Annotated in this window: 16 protein-coding genes, 1 pseudogene and 1 riboswitch; of the genes and pseudogenes, 10 read left to right on the plus strand and 7 right to left on the minus strand. The window is 75.1% G+C overall.

Annotated elements, in window-relative coordinates; all coding sequences use genetic code 11:
* Nucleotides 1-170: 170 nt before the first annotated feature.
* Nucleotides 171-314: riboswitch (cobalamin riboswitch) on the plus strand.
* Nucleotides 315-345: 31 nt separating this feature from the next.
* The 5 genes from ACIGW4_RS32760 to ACIGW4_RS32780 are packed head-to-tail and all read left to right on the plus strand — an operon-like array spanning nucleotide 346 to nucleotide 6,889.
* The gene (locus ACIGW4_RS32760) at nucleotides 346-1,320 is read left to right on the plus strand and encodes a cobalamin biosynthesis protein (RefSeq protein WP_359589365.1); all 975 of its coding nucleotides are present in this window, start codon (nucleotides 346-348) and stop codon (nucleotides 1,318-1,320) included.
* Nucleotides 1,317-2,825 carry a cobyric acid synthase gene (locus tag ACIGW4_RS32765; RefSeq protein ID WP_398711465.1) on the plus strand — a complete coding sequence of 503 codons (1,509 nt, stop codon included), beginning with the start codon at nucleotides 1,317-1,319 and terminating at the stop codon, nucleotides 2,823-2,825. Before ACIGW4_RS32760 ends, ACIGW4_RS32765 begins: the two co-directional genes overlap by 4 nt.
* Before the next feature lie 49 nt (nucleotides 2,826-2,874).
* A complete protein-coding gene (locus ACIGW4_RS32770) occupies nucleotides 2,875-4,899 on the plus strand; it encodes a putative cobaltochelatase (protein ID WP_399584753.1) in 2,025 nt (674 codons plus the stop codon).
* Nucleotides 4,899-5,507: a cob(I)yrinic acid a,c-diamide adenosyltransferase gene (gene cobO, locus ACIGW4_RS32775; RefSeq protein WP_123451036.1), complete on the plus strand. Its 609-nt coding sequence runs from the start codon at nucleotides 4,899-4,901 to the stop codon at nucleotides 5,505-5,507. Before ACIGW4_RS32770 ends, cobO begins: the two co-directional genes overlap by 1 nt.
* Nucleotides 5,501-6,889: a cobyrinate a,c-diamide synthase gene (locus ACIGW4_RS32780; protein ID WP_399584755.1), complete on the plus strand. Its 1,389-nt coding sequence runs from the start codon at nucleotides 5,501-5,503 to the stop codon at nucleotides 6,887-6,889. The genes cobO and ACIGW4_RS32780 overlap by 7 nt, the downstream gene beginning before the upstream one ends.
* Nucleotides 6,890-6,891: 2 nt before the next feature.
* Here the strand turns inward: ACIGW4_RS32780 and ACIGW4_RS32785 are convergent, their stop codons facing one another.
* Nucleotides 6,892-7,620 (minus strand): ZIP family metal transporter, encoded by a 729-nt coding sequence (locus ACIGW4_RS32785; protein WP_123451039.1) that lies wholly within the window; start codon nucleotides 7,618-7,620, stop codon nucleotides 6,892-6,894.
* 6 nt (nucleotides 7,621-7,626) lie between these two features.
* Between ACIGW4_RS32785 and cobC the strand changes: the two genes are divergently transcribed.
* Nucleotides 7,627-9,306 (plus strand): Rv2231c family pyridoxal phosphate-dependent protein CobC, encoded by a 1,680-nt coding sequence (gene cobC / locus ACIGW4_RS32790; protein ID WP_399584758.1) that lies wholly within the window; start codon nucleotides 7,627-7,629, stop codon nucleotides 9,304-9,306.
* A gap of 113 nt (nucleotides 9,307-9,419) precedes the next feature.
* Here cobC and ACIGW4_RS32795 read toward each other — a convergent pair whose 3' ends face one another.
* Entirely contained in the window at nucleotides 9,420-10,406 is a 987-nt protein-coding gene (locus ACIGW4_RS32795; protein WP_398711473.1) for an SCO1860 family LAETG-anchored protein, read from the minus strand.
* A 354-nt stretch (nucleotides 10,407-10,760) separates the two neighbouring features.
* On the opposite strand from ACIGW4_RS32795, the gene ACIGW4_RS32800 reads away from it, so the two are divergent.
* Together ACIGW4_RS32800 and ACIGW4_RS32805 are read left to right on the plus strand one after the other, a co-directional pair.
* Nucleotides 10,761-13,052: a penicillin acylase family protein gene (locus ACIGW4_RS32800; RefSeq protein ID WP_399584762.1), complete on the plus strand. Its 2,292-nt coding sequence runs from the start codon at nucleotides 10,761-10,763 to the stop codon at nucleotides 13,050-13,052.
* Entirely contained in the window at nucleotides 13,049-13,609 is a 561-nt protein-coding gene (locus ACIGW4_RS32805) for a GNAT family N-acetyltransferase (RefSeq protein WP_359589358.1), read from the plus strand. Before ACIGW4_RS32800 ends, ACIGW4_RS32805 begins: the two co-directional genes overlap by 4 nt.
* Before the next feature lie 67 nt (nucleotides 13,610-13,676).
* Here ACIGW4_RS32805 and ACIGW4_RS32810 read toward each other — a convergent pair whose 3' ends face one another.
* The gene (locus ACIGW4_RS32810) at nucleotides 13,677-14,762 is read right to left on the minus strand and encodes an amidohydrolase family protein (protein ID WP_399584765.1); all 1,086 of its coding nucleotides are present in this window, start codon (nucleotides 14,760-14,762) and stop codon (nucleotides 13,677-13,679) included.
* A 32-nt stretch (nucleotides 14,763-14,794) separates the two neighbouring features.
* On the minus strand, nucleotides 14,795-15,742 hold the full coding sequence (locus ACIGW4_RS32815; RefSeq protein ID WP_399584767.1) for a hypothetical protein: 948 nt from the start codon (nucleotides 15,740-15,742) through the stop codon (nucleotides 14,795-14,797).
* A gap of 352 nt (nucleotides 15,743-16,094) precedes the next feature.
* Here ACIGW4_RS32815 and ACIGW4_RS32820 point away from each other — a divergent pair, with 352 nt between their 5' ends.
* A complete protein-coding gene (locus ACIGW4_RS32820; RefSeq protein ID WP_123457244.1) occupies nucleotides 16,095-17,192 on the plus strand; it encodes an alanine--glyoxylate aminotransferase family protein in 1,098 nt (365 codons plus the stop codon).
* A gap of 67 nt (nucleotides 17,193-17,259) precedes the next feature.
* Here ACIGW4_RS32820 and ACIGW4_RS32825 read toward each other — a convergent pair whose 3' ends face one another.
* Nucleotides 17,260-18,330 carry an alkene reductase gene (locus tag ACIGW4_RS32825; RefSeq protein ID WP_398711480.1) on the minus strand — a complete coding sequence of 357 codons (1,071 nt, stop codon included), beginning with the start codon at nucleotides 18,328-18,330 and terminating at the stop codon, nucleotides 17,260-17,262.
* Nucleotides 18,331-18,464: 134 nt separating this feature from the next.
* Here ACIGW4_RS32825 and ACIGW4_RS32830 point away from each other — a divergent pair, with 134 nt between their 5' ends.
* Nucleotides 18,465-18,974 carry a MarR family winged helix-turn-helix transcriptional regulator gene (locus ACIGW4_RS32830; RefSeq protein ID WP_398711482.1) on the plus strand — a complete coding sequence of 170 codons (510 nt, stop codon included), beginning with the start codon at nucleotides 18,465-18,467 and terminating at the stop codon, nucleotides 18,972-18,974.
* Nucleotides 18,975-19,029: 55 nt separating this feature from the next.
* Here the strand turns inward: ACIGW4_RS32830 and ACIGW4_RS32835 are convergent.
* Both ACIGW4_RS32835 and ACIGW4_RS32840 read right to left on the minus strand, forming a co-directional pair.
* Nucleotides 19,030-19,194, minus strand: a pseudogene (locus ACIGW4_RS32835) (aminotransferase); the annotation flags it as partial.
* Nucleotides 19,195-19,902 (minus strand): DsbA family oxidoreductase, encoded by a 708-nt coding sequence (locus ACIGW4_RS32840; protein ID WP_399584770.1) that lies wholly within the window; start codon nucleotides 19,900-19,902, stop codon nucleotides 19,195-19,197.
* Between the last annotated feature and the right edge of the window lie 61 nt (nucleotides 19,903-19,963).

Genomic DNA, 19,963 nt, shown 5'->3' on the forward strand with positions numbered 1-19,963 from the left:
GGGCTCCCCGGGGGCGTGGGGCCGGGGGCGCCCGCCGCGCCCGCGGGGGGCGGCGGCCCCCCCCGCCCCGCGGGGGGGGGGCCCCCGCGGGGGGGGGGGCGGCCCCCCCGGCCGTCGTGTTTGTGGTGCTTCGCACAGTGACGCGGTGCAGGTCAAGGGTGAGTTGACGGCTGTTCTCGGCCCGTGGTGGACTGCCGGGGCCATTACGGCGGCAGTAGAGGAAGTCCGGTGCGAATCCGGCGCGGTCCCGCCACTGTGACCGGATCCGAGGGGTCCGGGAGTCAGGAACTCTCGCCGCCGGTCACGTCGATCCAGGGCGCGGACCCTGAGTGAGGACAGAGCGCCATGCCCGGCCGCGGCCGCAGCGTCTCCCCAGCCACCGGTGTCTTCGCGTACGGCGCGGCCCTGGGCCTCGCCGCCGACCTCCTCGTCGGCGATCCCCGCCGCGGACACCCCGTCGCCGCCTTCGGCCGGGCGGCGGCCCGCGTCGAGCGGGCCCTGTGGCACGACCACCGCGGCTGGGGTGCCCTGCACACCGCCGTCTGCGCCGGCGCCACCGTCACGGCCGGCGCCCTGGCCGCCCGTACGGCGCGGGGCAGCCGCGCCGGATCCGTCGCGCTGACCGCAGCCGCCGTGTGGGCCGTCGTCGGCGGTACGACCCTGGGGCGCGAGGCCCGCGCGATCGGCGGCGCCCTCGCCGCCGGGGACCTGGAGGTGGCCCGGGAGCGGCTGCCGCACCTGTGCGGACGCGACCCGCACTCCCTCGACGGCCCCGCGATGGCCCGCGCGGTCGTCGAGTCCGTCGCCGAGAACACCTCCGACGCGGTCGTGGGCGCCCTCTTCTGGGGAGCGGTCGCGGGCGTGCCGGGCCTGGTCGGCTTCCGCGCGGTGAACACCCTCGACGCGATGGTCGGCCACAAGTCCCCCCGCTACCGCAGGTACGGCTGGGCCTCGGCCCGCCTCGACGACCTGGCCGGCTGGCCCGGGGCCCGGCTGACCGCCGCGCTCGCCGCCGTCGCCGGCGGGAACCCGCGCGGAGCCGTACGGGCCTGGCGGGCGGACGCCGCGAAGCACCCGAGCCCCAACGCGGGCCCGGTCGAGGCCTCCTTCGCGGGCGCCCTCGGCGTACGGCTCGGGGGGACCCTCTCGTACGCCGGGCGGGTCGAGCACCGGCCCGTCCTCAACGGGGAGGGGCGGCCCGTCGAGGTCGCCGACATCGACCGCGCGGTCCGGCTGTCCCGCCGGATCACCGGACTGACCCTGGCCGCCTGCGTGGGCGGCCGCATGATCGCGAGCGCGCTGAAGCGGAGGAACGCATGAGGGGTGGGGGGCTGCTCGTCGCCGGGACCACGTCCGACGCGGGCAAGAGCGTCGTCACGGCCGGCATCTGCCGCTGGCTGGTCCGGCAGGGAATCAAGGTCGCGCCGTTCAAGGGGCAGAACATGTCCCTGAACTCCTTCGTCACCCGGGAGGGCGCCGAGATCGGCCGGGCGCAGGCCATGCAGGCGCAGGCCGCCCGGGTGGAGCCGACCGCGCTCATGAACCCGGTGCTGCTCAAGCCCGGCGGCGACCGCTCCAGTCAGGTCGTCCTCATGGGCAGGCCGGTCGGCGAGATGAGCGCCCGCGGCTACCACGGGGGAAGGCAGCAGACCCTGTTCGAGCCGGTGATGGCGTGCCTGGAGGAACTCCGGGGCACGTATGACGCCGTGATCTGCGAGGGGGCGGGCAGTCCGGCCGAGATCAACCTGCGGCGCACGGACATCGTGAACATGGGCATCGCGCGCGCCGCGAAGCTGCCCGTGGTCGTCGTCGGCGACATCGACCGGGGCGGGGTCTTCGCCCAGTTCTTCGGGACGACGGCGCTGCTCGCGTCCGAGGACCAGTCGCTGGTGGCGGGCTACCTCGTGAACAAGTTCCGGGGCGACGTGACCCTCCTCGAACCGGGCCTCGACATGCTGCACGGGCTCACCGGGCGCCGGACCTTCGGCGTCCTGCCGTACGCGCACGGGCTCGGCATCGACGAGGAGGACGGCCTGCGGGTCTCGCTGCGGGGCACCGTCCGCGAGTCGGTCGTCGCGCCGCCGGTCGGCGAGGACGTGCTGCGGGTCGCCGTCTGCGCCGTACCGCTGATGTCCAACTTCACGGACGTCGACGCGCTGGCCGCCGAGCCGGGCGTCGTCGTCCGGTTCGTGGACCGCCCCGAGGAGCTCGTCGACGCGGACCTCGTCGTCGTCCCGGGCACCCGGGGCACGGTGAAGGCGCTGGCGTGGCTGCGCGAGCGGGGACTCGCCGACGCCCTCGTCCGGCGCGCGGCCGAGGGCCGGCCGGTGCTGGGCGTCTGCGGCGGCTTCCAGGCCCTCGGCGAGCGCATCGAGGACGAGGTCGAGTCGAAGGCCGGCGTGGTCGACGGGCTCGGACTGCTGCCCGTACGGGTCCGGTTCGCGCCCGGGAAGACCCTCGCCCGGCCGGTCGGCGAGGCGCTCGGCGAGCGGGTCGAGGGGTACGAGATCCACCACGGCGTGGCCGAGGTGCTCGGCGGGGAGGCCTTCCTCGACGGCTGCCGGGTCGGCTCCGTGTGGGGCACCCACTGGCACGGCTCGCTGGAGAGCGACGGCTTCCGGCGGGCGTTCCTGCGGGAGGTCGCGGCGGCGGCCGGACGGCGGTTCGTCCCGGCCCCGGACACGTCGTTCGGTGCGCTGCGGGAGGAGCAGCTCGACCGGCTCGGCGACCTGATCGAGGAGCACGCGGACACGGACGCGCTGCTGCGGCTGATCGAGGAGGGCGCCCCGGAGGGGCTGCCGTTCGTGCCGCCGGGGGCGCCGTGAGCAGCCGCCCGGCCCAGGCATCCGTACCCACCGAAGGAGCGAACCCCCGATGAGCACCCGCTATCCGTTCACCGCCGTCGTCGGCATGGACGATCTGCGGCTCGCGCTGCTGCTGAACGCCGTCAGCCCGGCCGTGGGCGGTGTGCTCGTCCGGGGTGAGAAGGGAACGGCGAAGAGCACCGCCGTGCGTGCGCTCGCCGAGCTGCTGCCCGAGGTGGCCGTCGTCGCGGGCTGCCGCTTCAGCTGCGACCCGGCCTCGCCCGATCCCGGCTGCCCGGACGGCCCGCACGGCAACGCGCCCGGCACCTCCCGTCCCGCCCGGATGGTCGAGCTGCCCGTCGGCGCCTCCGAGGACCGGCTCGTCGGCGCGCTCGACATCGAGAAGGCGCTCGCCGAGGGCGTGAAGGCCTTCGAGCCGGGGCTGCTCGCCGCCGCGCACCGGGGGATCCTCTACGTCGACGAGGTCAACCTGCTGAGCGACCACCTCATCGACCACCTCCTCGACGCCGCCGCCATGGGCGCCTCCCACGTCGAGCGCGAGGGCGTCTCCGTGCGGCACGCCGCCCGGTTCCTGCTCGTCGGGACCATGAACCCCGAGGAGGGCGAGCTGCGGCCGCAGCTGCTCGACCGGTTCGGGCTGACCGTCGAGGTGGCCGCGTCGCGGGACCCCGAGCAGCGGGTCGAGGTCGTCCGGCGGCGGCTCGCCTTCGAGGACGACCCGGCCGCCTTCGCCGCCCGCTGGGCCGGCGAGGAGACGGCGCTGCGCGAACGGATCTTCGCCGCCCGGGAGTTGCTGCCCCAGGTGAAGCTCGGTGACGCGGTGCTGCTCCAGATCGCCGCGACCTGCGCGGCGTTCGAGGTGGACGGCATGCGCGCCGACATCGTGATGGCCCGCACCGCGACCGCGCTCGCCGCCTGGGCCGGACGGACCGAGGTCGCCTCGGAGGACGTGCGGCAGGCCGCGCTCCTGGCCCTCCCCCACCGGCGGCGGCGCTCGCCCTTCGACGCGCCCGGTCTCGACGAGGACAAGCTCGACGAGACCCTGGAGCAGTTCAAGGGGGACGAGCCGGACGACGATCCGGAGCCGGACGGGCCGGGGGACGGCGGGCCCGGCGGTGGCGGGGGCGTTCCGCCGCAGGGCGAGGGGCCCGACGGCCCCGCGCCCGAGTCCGCCGACGCCCCCGAGAGCGCTCCCGCGCCCCGGAGCTCCGGTGCCGGTGCCGGTGAGCGCGCCGCCGTCAAGGCCGGCGAGCCCTTCCGTACGAAGGTGCTGAGCGTGCCCGGTCTCGGCGAGGGCGCGGCCGGGCGCCGTTCCCGGGCCCGCACCGAGCACGGCCGTACCACCGGCTCGACCCTGCCCCGGGGTGCGCTGACCAAGCTGCACCTGGCCGCGACCGTCCGGGCCGCCGCCCCGCACCAGCGGGCGCGCGGCCGGTCCGGGCCCGGCCTCGTGGTCCGCCGGGACGACCTGCGGCAGGCGACCCGGGAGGGGCGCGAGGGGAACCTGGTGCTGTTCGTCGTGGACGCCTCCGGCTCCATGGCCGCGCGGCAGCGGATGAGCGCCGTGAAGGGCGCCGTGCTCTCGCTGCTGCTCGACGCCTACCAGCGGCGCGACAAGGTCGGCCTCGTCACCTTCCGGGGGCGGGACGCCGAGGTCGCGCTGCCGCCGACCTCGTCGGTGGACGCGGCCGCCGCCCGCCTGGAGAAGCTTCCGACCGGGGGGCGTACGCCGCTGTCCGCCGGGCTGCTCAAGGCCCATGACGTGCTGCGGGTCGAACGGCTGCGGGACCCCTCGCGCCGCCCGCTGCTCGTCGTCGTGACCGACGGGCGGGCGACCGGCGGCGGCGCCGACCCGGTGGCGCTGGCGGCCCGCGCGGCGCGGCTGCACGCGGCCGAGGGCACGGCGTCGGTGGTCGTGGACTGCGAGACCGGCCCGGTGCGGCTCGGGCTCGCGGGGTCCCTGGCGCGCGAACTCGGCGGCACCGCCGTGACCTTGGACGAGCTGCGCGCCGACTCGATCGCCGGCCTCGTCAGAGACGTACAAGCAGACAACGCCACCAGGAGGGCCGCTTAATGCCGCAGGGACAGCCGACCGTCGTGCCCGACGACGGTCTCACCACCCGTCAGCGCCGCAACCGGGCACTGGTGATGGTGCACACCGGCGTCGGCAAGGGGAAGTCGACCGCCGCGTTCGGCATGGCGCTGCGCGCCTGGAACCAGGGCTGGCCGATCGGGGTGTTCCAGTTCGTCAAGTCCGCCAAGTGGAGGGTCGGCGAGGAGAACGCCCTCAAGGCGCTCGGCGAGACCGGCAAGGGCGGCACGGTCACCTGGAACAAGATGGGCGAGGGCTGGTCCTGGATCCAGCGCGAGGTCGCCGAGGGCGAGCAGTCCCACGAGGAGAAGGCCCGCGAGGGCTGGGAGCAGGTCAAGCGGGACCTCGCCGAGGAGAAGTACAAGTTCTACGTCCTCGACGAGTTCGCGTACCTGCTGCACTGGGGCTGGATCGACGTCAAGGAGGTCGTCGAGGTGCTGCGCGACCGTCCCGGTCAGCAGCACGTCGTCATCACCGGCCGCAACGCGCCGCAGGAACTGGTCGACTTCGCCGACCTCGTCACCGACATGTCCAAGGTGAAGCACCCGATGGACGCCGGTCAGAAGGGCCAGCGGGGCATCGAGTGGTAGCACGTCTCGTCATCGCCGCGCCGTCGTCCGGCGCGGGCAAGACCACGGTCGCGACCGGCCTGATGGCCGCGTTCGCCGGCCGTGGTCTGGCCGTCTCCCCGCACAAGGTCGGACCCGACTACATCGACCCGGGCTACCACGCGCTCGCGACCGGCCGCCCGGGCCGCAACCTCGACGCGTACATGTGCGGCACGGGGCTGATCGCGCCGCTCTTCCTGCACGGGGCGCGCGGCTGCGACCTGGCCGTGGTCGAGGGGGTCATGGGCCTGTACGACGGCGCCGCCGACCAGGGCGAGCTGGCGTCCACCGCGCAGGTCGCGAAGCTGCTCAAGGCGCCGGTGGTCCTCGTCGTCGACGCGTCCTCGCAGTCGCGGTCGGTGGCGGCGCTCGTGCACGGGTTCGCGTCCTGGGACCCGGAGGTGCGGATCGGGGGCGTGATCCTCAACAAGGTCGCGACGGACCGCCACGAGCACCTGCTGCGGGAGGCGCTCGGGGAGTCCGGGGTGCCGGTCCTCGGCGTGCTGCGGCGGGCGCCCGCCGTCGCCACGCCGTCCCGGCACCTGGGGCTCGTGCCGGTCGCCGAGCGGCAGGCCCAGGCCGTGGAAGCCGTGGCCGCCCAGGCGGAGCAGGTGCGCCGGGGGTGCGACCTGGACGCGCTGCTGGCGCTTGCGCGGTCGGCGCCGTCGTTGGGCGCGGAACCGTGGGACGCCCACGGGCTGTGGGCAGGCGGAACGGGTGGGCACAACCCGACCACCGGCCCGCGGACGGCACACGAGCCCGGCCGGAGGCCGGTCGTGGCCGTCGCCGGCGGGGCGGCCTTCACGTTCTCGTACGCCGAGCACACCGAGCTCCTGCGAGCCGCGGGGGCCGAGGTCGTCACGTTCGACCCGCTGCGGGAAGAACGGCTCCCCGAGGGCACGAGCGGGCTCGTCATCGGGGGCGGCTTCCCCGAGATGTACGGCGAGCAGCTGTCCGCCAACGAGCCGCTCAGGAAGGCCGTGGCCGGGCTCGCCGCCTCGGGCGCGCCCGTCGCCGCCGAGTGCGCCGGGCTCCTGTACCTGGCGCGGTCGCTCGACGGCACGCCGATGTGCGGGGTGCTCGACGCCGACGCGCGGATGTCGGAGCGGCTCACGCTCGGCTACCGGGACGCCGTCGCCGTGAGCGACAGCGTCCTCGCGCCGGCCGGGACGCGGATGCGGGGGCACGAGTTCCACCGCACCGTGATCGAGCCGGGCGCCGGGCCGCTGGCGGCCTGGGGGCTGCGGCAGCCGGAGCGTCGGGTGGAGGGCTTCGTGCAGGGCGGGGTGCACGCCAGCTACGTGCACACCCACTGGGCGGGGTCCCCGGAGGTCGCCGCGCGGTTCGTGGAGCACTGCGCGTGAGGTCAGCCGCCGGAGACGCCCACCACGAGCCAGATGAAGGCCACGCCCGCCACCGTGCACAGCACGGTGGAGCGGGCGGGGTGCTCGTGGTGCGCCTCCGGCAGGATCTCGGCGGCGGCGAGGTAGAGCAGGGCGCCGCCGAAGAAGCCGAGATAGCAGCCGAGAAGTTCCTCCGGAAGGGTGAACAGGGTGGCGAGTCCGGCGCCGGCGAGGGGGGCGACGGCGTCCGCGACGAGCATGGCGAGGGCTTTGCGGCGGGCGTTCCCGTAGAGGCTCGTGATCGTGTACGTGTTGAAGCCGTCGGCGAAGTCGTGGGTGATGACGGCGAGCGCGACGGTGGCGCCCATGCCGCCGCTGACCTGGAAGGCGGCGCCGAGCGCGATGCCGTCCATGAGGCTGTGGAGGACCATCGCGGCGGCCGCGGTGAGGCCGACCTGCGGAACCCTCTCGTCGGCGCCGACACCGTGCGCGGCGCGGTTGACGGCGAGGAGGCGTTCGACGACGTGCGCGAAGAGGAAGCCGCCGACGAAGAGCAGCAGGGCCTCCGGGACGCCGTAGACCTTCTTCCCCGCGGCCTCCAGGGCCTCGGGCAGGAGGTCGAGTCCGACGACGCCGAGCATGAGTCCGCCGGCGAGGCCGAGGACGAGGTGGCGGCGGTCGGTGACGCGCCCGGCGACCCAGCCGCCGAAGAGCGTCATGAGGAACGCGCCGAGCGCGACGACTACTGCCATGGGCCTTTGCTATCGGATGGGGCGGCGGGTGCGCACCTCGGCGTCGGGGCGCGGTCGGGGACGACGGCGGACGAGCTGCTGGCGCTGATCGGGGAGGTCCTGCGGGAGGCGGGGCTCCCGGCCGGGTGCGTGCGGTCGCTCGCCACGCTGGACGCGCGGGCCGCCGAGCCGGGGATCGTGGCGGCCGCGGCGGCTTTGGGGGTGCCGGTGCGGGGGTTCCCGGCCGGGGAGCTGGCGGCCGTTCCCGTACCGCATCCTTCGGCTCTGCCGCTGGCCGCGACGGGCACGGCCTCGGTGGCGGAGGCGGCGGCGCTGCTCGCGGCGGCGGAGGACGGCCGGGCGGTCCCGGACGGCCGGGCGAACGCGGGTACGGAGAACGGTGCCGCGACGGCCGCGGACGCGGACGGTCGGGCGGGGCCCGGGGAGTCGTTCGTCGGTCGGGTTGGGCCCGTGTTGGTCGTCCCGAAGCGGAAATCCCGGCGCGCGACCTGCGCGATCGCCACTTTCGTCCCGTTTCGTACGAACGAAGTGACGTCCGTCGCACGGTTGTTGCCCTTGACGCACGGGTACATCGCTGGCGAGCCTGACTCACCCCCCACCATCCCCACCCCCCACACGACGGCGGCCATGGACACGCACACGCACTCCGACGCCCACGACCTGCGCCACCACGGTGACGCGGAGGTCCGGGACGAGAAACTCATCGACCTGGCGGTCAACGTCCGGACGAACACCCCGCCGGACTGGCTGCGGAAGCGGATCGCCGACTCGCTGACCGGTCTCGCGGCCTATCCGGACGGCCGGGCCGCGCGGGCCGCGGTCGCCGAGCGGCACGACCTGCCGTCGAAGCGGGTGCTCCTGACGGCCGGCGCCGCGGAGGCGTTCGTGCTGCTCGCGCGGGCCCTGCCGGTGCGGCGGCCGGTGGTGGTGCACCCCCAGTTCACCGAGCCGGAGGCGGCGCTGCGGGACGCCGGGCACGAGGTGGAGCGGGTGCTGCTGCGCGAGGAGGACGGCTTCCGGCTGGATCCGGCGGCGGTTCCGGAGGACGCGGACCTGGTGGTGATCGGGAACCCGACGAACCCGACCTCCGTGCTGCACCCGGCCGCCTCGATCGCCGCGCTCGCCCGTCCGGGCCGGATCCTGGTGGTCGACGAGGCGTTCATGGACGCGGTGCCGGGCGAGCGGGAGTCGCTGGCCGGGCGGACCGACGTGCCGGGGCTCGTGGTGCTGCGGAGCCTCACCAAGACCTGGGGGCTCGCCGGGCTGCGGATCGGGTACGTCCTGGCCGAGCCCGAGACGATCGCGGCCCTGGAGCGGACGCAGCCGCTGTGGCCGGTGTCGACGCCCGCCCTGGTGGCGGCGGAGGCGTGCATGACGCGGGCGGCGCTCGCGGAGGCGGAGCACGCGGCGCACCGGATCGGGGTGGAGCGGGCCCATCTGCTGGCGGGGCTCGCGGAGTTCGACGAGGTGCGGACGGTGCCGGGGGCGGAGGGCCCCTTCGTGCTGCTGCGGATCGACGGGGCTGACGCGGTACGGGAGCGGCTGCGGTCGTTGGGGTTCGCGGCCCGCCGGGGCGACACGTTCCCGGGCCTCGACCGGAACTGGCTGCGGCTCGCGGTCCGGGACCGGGTGACGACGAACCGTTTCCTGCAGGCGCTGGACCAGGCGCTGCTGATCGGCGGCTGACCGCCCCGCCGGCCGCCGGGCCGTGCGGAAGGGTCCGGGGGGTGGTGTCGTCACCGCCCTCCCCGGACCCTCGCTTCCCTCCCGGCGCCCCCCGGCGCTTCCCCCTCGGGCCGTCAGTCGCGGGAGCGGGCGCGCGAGCGGGTCACGGCGAGGGCGCCGCCGCCGGCGACGAGGAGGGCGAGTGCCCCGGCCGCGATGTACGGGGTGGTGGAGCTGCCGCCGGTCTCGGCGAGGTGCTCGGTGGGCGTGGTGCCGCCGTTGTTCGTCTTGATGCCGCCGGCGTCGCTCGGCCTGGCCGAGGGCTGCTGCGCGGGCCGCTCGCTCGGCTTCTGGGTGGGCCGGTCGGTCGGCTTCTGGGTGGGCTTCTGGGTCGGGGCCGTGCCCTCGGGCGTCTCGCAGGTGGCCTCGGCGAGGGTCACCGTGCCGTCGACCGCGGCGACGCCGAGCTTCAGCGGGTCGACCTCCACCTTGAGTTCGAGGGCCGTGGCCGCGGCGGTGCGGGAGGTCGTGGAGGTGCGGGAGAGGTCCAGGGTGACCTGGCCGACGCCCGGCACGGCGACCTGGGTCCGGCCGCCCGCGGTCAGGGTGGTCTTCTTGCCGAACACGGTCACGTGACCGAGGACGTCGGACTCGGCGACCGGCTTCTTCCCCACCTCGCACAGCGCCTTGGACGTGACCTTCTCGACCTCGACGAGGGAGAGCAGCGGAAGGCCGGGGACGTGGACCCGCGCCTTGACGAGGTTGACGTGCCCCTCGGCCTTCTTCTCGTCCACGGTCGCGTCCGCGGTGGCGACGTCGGCCCTGAGGAGGTCGACCGGCTTGCCGCCCTCGGCTCCCCGCACCTTCACGGAGAGCGCGGTCTCGTGCTCGCTCGCCGGCGCCTCGACCTCGTTGAGGGAGGTCCGCACCGGGACGTCCACGGTCTTGCCGAGGAGGGAGACGTCGAGGCCGGCCCGCAGCACGACGGCGGTGGAGCGCCCTTCGCCACCCGTGGCGTGCGCCGCCGGGGCCGCGAGGAGCACGGGTCCGACGGCCAGGGCGGCGACGGTCGCGGCAGCGGCGGAACGGCGTACGGGCAGGCGGAAGGTGTTGCTGTTCAAGATGGTGGAACCCCCACAGGAGACATGGCGCCGCCGGGCCGCTCGCCACGGGGACAGTGGGTCGGCGCGGCCTCGGCGACTTGAGACACCGGAATCTTTACGCACGGAGAGTGAACCGGCGGTCGCCTGACGTGAGTTCACTCCAAAGGGGGGTTTCCGTGTTCATTTTCGATTTTTTTCGGCACAACCGTTCTCGGCCGCCCCGCGTGTTTCGCACGGGGAGGCGTGCGCGGGATCGGTGGAAACGATCGACGGCGCCGCCGGGTCACGGATCGTCAACCCGGTGAGAGCGACCGGTCCCGGCCTCCTGTAGATTAATTTAGGCCAGCCTAACCTAAGTGATCGAAGGACTCCGTGAGCATCGAGGTCTACCGGGACGCCTGGGGCGTCCCCCATCTGCGGGCCGCGGACCCGGAGGAACTCGCCTTCGCCCAGGGGCGGGTCACCGCCCGCGACCGCGCCTGGCAGCTGGAGGTCGAGCGGCACCGGGCCCGGGGCACCAGCGCCGCCTTCCTCGGCTCCGCCGAGCTCGGCTGGGACGCCTTCGCCCGGCGGGCCCGGCTCGCCGACACCGCCCGCCGCTGCTTCGAGCGGCTCGCGGCGACCGACCCGGCGACGGCCGCGTGGGTGCGCGCGTACGTGGCCGGGGTCAACGACGGCCTCGCCGAAGGGGCGGACCGCGCGCCCGAGTTCGCCGAGACCGGCCTCGCGGCCGGCCGGTGGGAGCCGTGGACCCCGCTCGCCGTCTGGCTCTCGACCCACGTCCTCTTCGCCGGCTTCCCCACCAAACTCTGGCGGGACGAGGTCGCCCGGCGGCTCGGCGAGGAGTGGACGGAGCTCTTCGCGACCGACGGGCCCGGGACCGCGGGCTCCAACGGCTGGGTCGTGGCGGGCGGACGGACCGCGAGCGGGGCGGCCCTGGTGGCCGGCGACCCGCACCGGTTCATCGAGGCGCCGGGCGTCTACCAGCAGGTCCGGCTCGCCTGCCCCGCGTACGACGTGGTGGGCCTCGCCGTGCCCGGCGTCCCCGGCCTCGCCCACTTCGGCCACGCCGGGCCGGTGGCCTGGGCGATCACCAACGCGATGGCGGACTACCAGGACCTGTACCGGGAACGGCTGCGACGGCTCCCCGACGGCACCGTGGAGGCCCTCGGCCCCGACGGCTGGGCCCCGGCGGCCGCGCACACGGAGACGATCGAGGTCGCGGACGCGGAACCGGTACGGATCGAGGTGATCGAGACGGACCGGGGACCGGTGATCATCGGCGAGCCCCGGGACGGCTCCGCCGGATGGGAGGGCATCGCCCTGCGACACCCGCCGCGGGTCACCGGGAGACTCGGCTTCGAGGTGCTGCCCGCGCTGCTGCGCGCCCGGACCGTCGCTGACGTGGACGCGGCCCTCGACGACTGGGTCGAGCCGGTGAACGTCGTCCAGGCCGCCGACACCCGGGGCGGTCTCCTGCACCGGGTCGCCGGTCACGTGCCCGTACGGGACCGGGCCAACTCCCTGCGGGTCGTGCCCGCCTGGGACCCGGCGCACGCCTGGGCCGACGGTCCGGCCCCCCTGCCCCGCGCCGAGGTGCACGGCCACGCCGTGATGGCCAACGCCCGGGGCCTGGCCGCACCGCTGGGCGTCGAGTTCGCGCCACCGCACCGGGCGACCCGGATCGACGAGCTGCTGCGCGCCTCGGCGGCCTGGACCCCGGAGACGACGGCCGCGATCCACCGGGACACCGCCAACCCCTCGGCGGACCGCCTCCTGGAGGCGGTCCGGCGCGCGGACGAGGCCCCGGCACGCGCCGGGGCGGCGGATGCCGGCGGCGCCGGAGAGGGCGTCACCGGGACGGTGGGCGCCGGAGTCGCCGGAGGAGCCGTCACCGTGGGGGTCGGTGCCGGAACGGCCGGCGCCGGTGCCGCCCCCGGTGAAGTGGCCGTCGCCGTCGGGGCGGGGGCCGCGGGGGCCCGCCGTACCCCGCCGCCGGGTCCCGGGGGCGACCGGGCCGGAGGGCTCTCGTCCGCCGGTGCCGACGTGCGGCGGCGGTTGCTCGGCTGGGACCGGCGGATGGACGCCGAGAGCGTCGACGCCGGGCTCTACGCGGCCGTGCGCGGGGCCGTCGTGCGCCGGCTCGCCGGGCACGAGGCCTTCGCGGCGCTGCGCGAACCCGCCCCGTACCCCGAGCTCTTCCGGCCCTGGCTGGCGCTCGGGCCGCGCGTCGCCTTCGCCCTGGAGACGCTGCTCGTGGCCGGGCCCGTGCCCGCCGGGGACGTGGAGCGGATCGTGCGCGAGGCGCTCGACGAGGTCGGCGCCGGGGAGCCGCCCGCCGCCTGGGGCGTGACGCACCGGCTCGCGCCCTGGCAGGCGCTGCCCGACCCGGACGACGACCGGTGGCCGGGGCTCGGCGGTGACCACGACTGCGTGCTCTCCACCTCCAGTGTGCCCGGCTGGACCGACCGCAGCGCCCGCGCCTCCGCCGCGCGGTACGTCTGGGACCTGGCGGACCGGGAGCGGAGCGGCTGGATCGTGCCGTTCGGCGCGTCCGGCGTCCCCGGCGACCCGCACCACCGCGACCAACTCCCCCTGTGGCTGCGGGGCGAGCTCGCCCCCGTCACCACCGACTGGCAGAAGCTCACGAAGGAGCAGGCATGACCACCGCCGTACACGTCCAGACCGTCGAGGGCTTCGGGACCGTCACGGTCCGCCCCGTCGACCCCGAGGCCGACGCCCCCCTCCTGCACGGCTGGGTCAACGAGGAGCGGGCCCGCTTCTGGGGCATGGCCGGGACCACCGTCGAGCAGGTCCGGGAGATCTACGCGCACCTCGACTCGCTGACCACGCACCACGGTTACCTGGTCGCCCGGGACGGGGAGCCGGTCGCCCTCTTCCAGACGTACGACCCGGCGGCGGACCGGGTGGGCGAGTGCTACGAGGTGCGGCCCGGCGACATCGGCGTGCACCTGCTCGTCGCGCCCGGGCTCGCCCCCGAGGCCGGCTTCACGGGCCGGCTGCTCACCGCGCTCGTCGCCTTCGCGCTGACGGACCGCACCCGGATCGTGATCGAGCCCGACGCCGCCAACGAGAAGGCGATCGCCCGCATGCTGCGGGCCGGTTTCGAGATGGGCCCGGAGGTCGTGCTCCCCGAGGTGGACCTGCCGGAGGTCTTCATCCCGGAGAAGCGGGCCCGGTTGGCGTTCCTGAGCCGCTGACCGGCCGGGAACCGGAGTCGGCTCGGCTGCCGGGGCAGCCGACGGGCCCGGCTCCCCGGCCGGGCCCTCAGCCCACGACCCGGCCGTTGACGACGACCCGGCGCGGTGCCGCGAGGACGCGGACGTCCGCGCGCGGGTCCTCGCCGTAGACGACGAGGTCGGCCGGGGCGCCCTCCTCCAGGGCGGGGCGGCCCAGCCAGGCCCTGGCCCCCCAGGCGGTGGCCGAGAGGGCGTCGATCGGCGGGATGCCGGCCCGGGTCAGCTCCTCGACCTCCTCGGCGACCAGTCCGTGGGCGAGGGAGCCGCCCGCGTCGGTGCCGACGAAGACGGGCACGCCCGCGTCGAAGGCGGCCCGCACGGTGTCGTAACGCCGCTTGTGGAGACGGCGCATGTGCGCCGACCAGCGGGGGAACTTCTCCTGGCCGCCGTCGGCGAGGTGCGGGAAGGTCGCGATGTTGACGAGGGTCGGGACGATGGCCACGCCCCGCTCGGCGAAGAGCGGGATCGTGTCCTCGGTGAGGCCCGTGGCGTGCTCGACGCAGTCGATGCCGGCCTCGACGAGGTCGCGGAGCGAGTCCTCGGCGAAGCAGTGCGCGGTGACCCGGGCGCCGAGCCGGTGCGCCTCCGCGATGGCCGCCTCGACCTCGGCGCGCGGCCAGCAGGCGGTGAGGTCGCCCACCTCGCGGTCGATCCAGTCGCCGACGAGCTTGACCCAGCCGTCGCCGCGGCGGGCCTCGCGGCCGACGTACGCGACGAGGTCGGCGGGCTCGATCTCGTGGGCGTAGTTGCGGATGTAGCGGCGGGTGCGGGCGATGTGCCGGCCCGCCCGGATGACCTTCGGGAGGTCCTCGCGCTCGTCGATCCAGCGGGTGTCGGAGGGCGAGCCCGCGTCCCGGATGAGCAGGGTGCCGGCGTCCCGGTCGGTGAGGGCCTGCTTCTCGCTGGTGGCCTCGTCGACGGGGCCGTGCCGGTCGAGGCCGACGTGGCAGTGGGCGTCGACGAGTCCGGGGAGCACCCAGCCCTCGACGGTGACGGCCTCGGCGGCGGGCCGGTCGAAGGTGATCCGCCCGTCGACGCACCACAGTTCGTCGCGGACGTCCTCCGGGCCGACGAGCACCCGCCCCTTCACGTGCAGCACCTCGTGATCGCTCATACCCGCACTCTACGAGCCCCGCCGAGCGCGGGTCACGGGCGCCAATCGGCCTCCAGGTCGTGCGAGTCGGTCTTGGTGAGCTGGAAGAGCCCGGTGCCGTCGGCCCGTACCACGAAGAGGTGCTCGGGGTCGGCGTCGTCGGTGCCGCCGCGGGTGAAGACCAGCCGCCGGCCGTCCGGCGACCAGGACGGGGACCTGTCGTTGGCGCGGGCCGAGGTGATGCGGTGCGTCCCCCCGCCGTCGGGCCGGACGACGTGGAGGTGGGCGAAGCCGGTGGAATCCACCCGGCTGAAGACGATCTGGCCGCCGCGCGACCAGTCGGGCGTCCAGTCCTGGGAGCCGGCCAGGGTGATCGGCGTCTGCTCCAGGGTGGACAGCCGGATCTTCATCAGCCTGCTGTGCCCGGACGCGTCCGCGCGGCTGTACGCCAGGTACCCGCCGTCCGGGGACCACGTCGGGTGGTACTCGTCCTCCGCGGTGTGGGTGAGCCGGGTGGTGGGGGCGCCGTCGGTGTCGGCCACGTAGATCTCGCGTTCGGCGCCGACCGGCTTGGAGTAGGCGATCCGCGTGCCGTCCGGGGACCAGGCCGGGTCGGAGGCTCCGGCGGTGCCGGGCACGGCCTTCAGGTCGCCGCCCCCGCTGTTCATCGTCCAGATGCCGTCGATCGCGCCGTCGGAGCCGTAGCGGAGGAACGCCACCCGCTTGCCGTCGGGGGACCAGCTGGGCATCACGTCGCTGACGGCGGGGGTGTGGGTGAGCCGGGTGGGCGAGCCGCCGAACGGGGCGACGGCGTAGAGGTCCTCGACGGGCGTCGCCGCGTCGTAGCGGGCGAAGACGATCGTGCGGATCGAGGACGCCCACACCACCCCGGTCGCTCCCGCGTCTCCCGAGGCGGCGAGGGTCAGCGGGGCGGCGAGGGCGAGCGCCGCGGCGGCCACCAGCGCCCGGCGCGGCAGCGCCGTCCCGCTCGCACCGGTCATGTTCGCGCGGGTCCCGTTCGCGCGGGTCCCGTTCGCACCAGCCCTGTTCGCGCCGGCCCCGTTCGCGCGGGTTCCGGTTCTGCCGGTTCCGGTTCTGCCGGTTCTCCGGATCATGGTGTCCACCCCGTTCCTCCCGGCGGCCGCCGTCGGGGGCCGCTCCGGCCCGCACCATCCCACCGGCGGGCTTCCGGGGGAAGCGCCCGAACGCGGTGGTGAGGGCCCTGTGACACGTTCCGTACGGCACCGTGACGGCGCACCGTCGCCGGTCGGGCGCCGGGGACCGCTTACGCTGGCACGAGCCCGATCCCGATGTATGCGACACGCATGCGACACCGAAGGAACCTCCGTGACCGTGACACATCCGCTGCTGGACCTGGCTCCGATGACCGCCGCGCACTTCGCGTCGATCGAGCGCCGGGTGGCCGCCCTGCTCTCCACGGAGCAGGACGTGGTGATCACCCAGGGCGAGGCGCTGCTGCCCCTGGAGGGGTGCATCCGCAGTGGCGCGCGGGCCGGTTCGACCGCGCTGAACGTCGTCACCGGTCCGTACGGCCAGACCTTCGGGAACTGGCTACGGGACAGCGGGGCGACCGTGGTCGACCTGGCGGTGCCCTTCCACACGGCGGTGACGGCGGAGCAGGTGGAGCGGGCGCTCGCCGAGCACCCGGAGATCGACTTCGTGTCGCTGGTGCACGCCGAGGCGGCGACCGGCAACACCAACCCGGTGGCGGAGATCGGCGAGGTCGTGCGGGCGCACGGCGCGCTGTTCTACCTGGACGCCGTGGCGTCGATCGGCGCCGAGCCGGTGCTGCCGGACGCCTGGGGCGTGGACATGTGCATCATCGGCGCGCAGAAGGCGATGGGCGGGCCCGCGGGCGTGTCGGCGGTGTCGGTGAGCGCGCGGGCGTGGGAGCGGTTCGCCGCCAACCCGGCCGCGCCGCGCCGCTCGTACCTCTCCCTCCTGGACTGGAAGGAGCGCTGGATCGACGGTGGCCGGAAGGCTCTCCTGCACGCTCCGGCGCAGCTGGAGATGCTGGCCCTGGAGGCCTGTCTGGAGCGGATCGAGGCGGAGGGCCTGGACGTGCTGATGGCCCGGCACGCCTCGGCGGCGGCCGCGACCCGTGCGGGCGCGCTGGCCCTGGGCGGTGGCCTGGAGCCGTACGTGCACGAGGCGGAGGACGCGGCGCCGGTGGCGACGACGCTGCGCACGCCGGCGGGTGTCGACGCCTCGGAGCTGGTGGCGAAGGCCCTCGCGGCCGATCCGTCGCTGCCGCTGATCGCGGGCGGCGGGGCGCTGGCCGGGGAGATGATCCGGGTCAACCACTACGGGGCGGACGCGACCCCGGGGGCCGTGCAGTCCTCGCTCGCCGCCCTGGGCGCGGCGCTCGGCGAGTCGGGCCGCGCGGTGGACCTGGAGGGCGCGCGCCGGGCGGTCACGGAGGCCTGGTAGTCCGTACGTCGTCCGTACGGGAGAGGGGCGGGGGTCCGTGACCCCCGCCCCTCTCCCGTACCCGGGTTCAGAGCGCGGGGTAGTCGATGTAGCCCTGGGGGCCTCCGGCGTACATGGTGGCGGGGTCCGGAGCGGCGTAGGGGCCGCCGGTCCGCAGGCGGGCGGGCAGGTCGGGGTTGGCGATGAAGAGCCTGCCGTACGCGACGAGGTCGGCGGTGCCGTCCTCGATCAGGGCCAGGGACTCGGCACCGGTCGGGTCGGCGCCGGTGGCCGGGTTGAGGATGAAGGCGCCGGCGAACCGCTTGCGCAGGTCGAGGACGAGCGGGCGGCGCTCGGGGGAGGTCTCCAGGACGTGGAGGTAGGCGATGCCGACGGGCTCGATCGCGGTGAGCAGCCGGGTGTAGAGCTCCTCGGTGTCGGTCTCGCTGATGTCGTTGAGGGTGTTGGCCGGGGAGATGCGCAGGCCGGTGCGCTCGGGGCCGATCTCGGCGGCGACGGCCTTCACGACCTCGACGGCGAAGCGGATGCGGTTCTCGACCGGGCCGCCCCACTCGTCGGTGCGGTGGTTGGATCCGGAAGCGAGGAACTGCTGGATCAGATAGCCGTTGGCGCCGTGGATCTCGACGCCGTCGAAGCCGGCCTCGACGGCGTTGCGGGCGGCGGAGGCGAAGCCGGCGATCGCCTCGCGCACCTGGTCGCCGGTGAGCTCGCGCGGGGTGACGAAGTCCTTGGGGCCCTCGTGGGTGTAGACCTGGCCGGCGGCGGCGACGGGCGAGGGGCCGACGGGGTGGAGGTCGCCGTCGAGGAGGTCGGGGTGGCCGATCCGGCCGGAGTGCATGAGCTGGGCGAAGATCCGGCCGCCGCGCTCGTGGACGGCGTCGGTGACCTCGCGCCAGGCGGCGATCTGCGCGCGGCTGTGGATTCCGGGGGTGTTGGGATAGCCCTGGCCCTCGGGGACGGGCTGGACGCCCTCGCTGATGATCAGTCCGGCGGAGGCGCGCTGGGCGTAGTACTCGGCGACGATCGCGGTGGGGGTGCCGTCCTCGCCGTTGGCGCGGCTGCGGGTCATCGGGGCCATCGCGATGCGGTTGGCGAGACGGGTGCCGGCGAGGTCGATCGGGTCGAATGCAGTGGTCACGGCTGTCCCTCACAAGAATATGTGGTCGGCCAATTAATTGGGCCGATGCCACTGTAACCCATTTACTTGGCCAGCCAAGGGAATCTGTCGTCCGAAGGTAATCTTGGGGAGGAGAGCCGTCCCGAGGAGCCCGCATGTCCGGAACCGACCCCGTCTGTACCGTCCCGTCCGCCCCGCCCCCGGTGCCCGCCGGGTGCGGCGGGACCGTCAGCCACGCCCTGGCGTGGGTCGCGCGGCTCCACCGGATCGCCATGGGCCGGCGGCTGCGGGACCTCGGCCTCTACCCGGGCCAGGAGCTGATGATGATGCGGCTGTGGGACTGCGGGGCGGTCCGCCAGTCGGAACTCATCCAGTCGCTCGGGCTCGACCCCTCCACGGTGACGAAGATGCTCCAGCGCATGGAGCAGTGCGGCTACGTCCGCCGCAGCCCGGACCCGGCCGACCGGCGCGCGGTCCTGGTCGAGGCGACGGACGCGGGCCTGGCCCTGCGCGCCGGGGTCGAGGGCGCGTGGGCGGACCTGGAGGAGAGCACGCTCGCCGGTCTCGCCCCGGCCGACCGGGCGGAGCTCGCCCGCCTGCTCGGCCTGGTGGGCGGAAACCTGACCGAGGAGGCGGGCGAGGAGGGCACGGGCCCGGTCTGCTGAGGCTCGGCCCGAGCCCGCCGGGCCGGCTCACCCTGCCGGGGTCGTCCTTCGGGGCTCAGCCCGCCAGGACGCGGTCCACGTCCGCCGCCGTGTTGTACAGGCGGAACGACGCCCGCAGGTTGCCCGCGCGGGCCGAGAGCAGGACGCCCGCGTCGTGCAGGGCGCCCGCCCGGTCCCCGAGGCCGGGGACGGCGACGACCGTCGAGTCGTCGATGACCGGTCAGGCCGAAGGGACCTCGCAGGCGCCGTCCGGGCCGCAGACCTCCGCGTCGGAGCCGACCGGCTGGAGGACGCGGCCCTGCCAGGCCTGCTCCAGGGCCTGGGTGAAGACCTCGGCGGGCTGGCCGCCGGAGACGCCGTAACGGCGGTCGAGGACGAAGAACGGCACGCCGGTGGCGCCGAGTTCGGCGGCCTCCCGCTCGTCCTCCCGTACGGCGTCGGCGTAGGCCGACCCGTCGGCGAGGACGGCCCGGACCTCGGCCTCGTCGAGACCGGCCTCCACGCCCAGCGCGACCAGGGTCCCGTCGTCGAAGACGGAGCGCTCCTCGGCGAAGTTGGCGCGGTAGGCCAGGTCCAGGAGCTCGCTCTGGCGGCCGCGCTCCTTGGCGAGGTGCAACAGCCGGTGGATGTCGAAGGTGTTGCCGTGGTCGCGGCCGTCGGTGAGGTAGGCGAGGCCCTCGGAGTGCGCGTTCGACGCGACGTGCGCCTCCATGGCGCGGGCCTCGTCGAGGGTGCGGCCGTACTTCTTCGCCAGCATCTCCAGGACGGGGCCGGTGTCGCCCTTGACGCGGTTCGGGTCGAGCTCGAAGGAGCGGTGCACGACCTCGACGTCGTCGCGGTGGGCGAAGGCCGCGAGCCCCTTCTCGAAGCGGGCCTTGCCGATGTAGCACCAGGGGCAGGCGATGTCGCTCCAGATCTCGACGCGCATGTGACTTCTCTCCGAGGGATTGCCGGTGGGGTGTACGGGGGTGTGTACGCCGGAGGGAACG

The organism is Streptomyces sp. NPDC053513, from assembly GCF_044544765.1.
GTDB classification, from domain to species: Bacteria; Actinomycetota; Actinomycetes; order Streptomycetales; family Streptomycetaceae; genus Streptomyces; species Streptomyces litmocidini.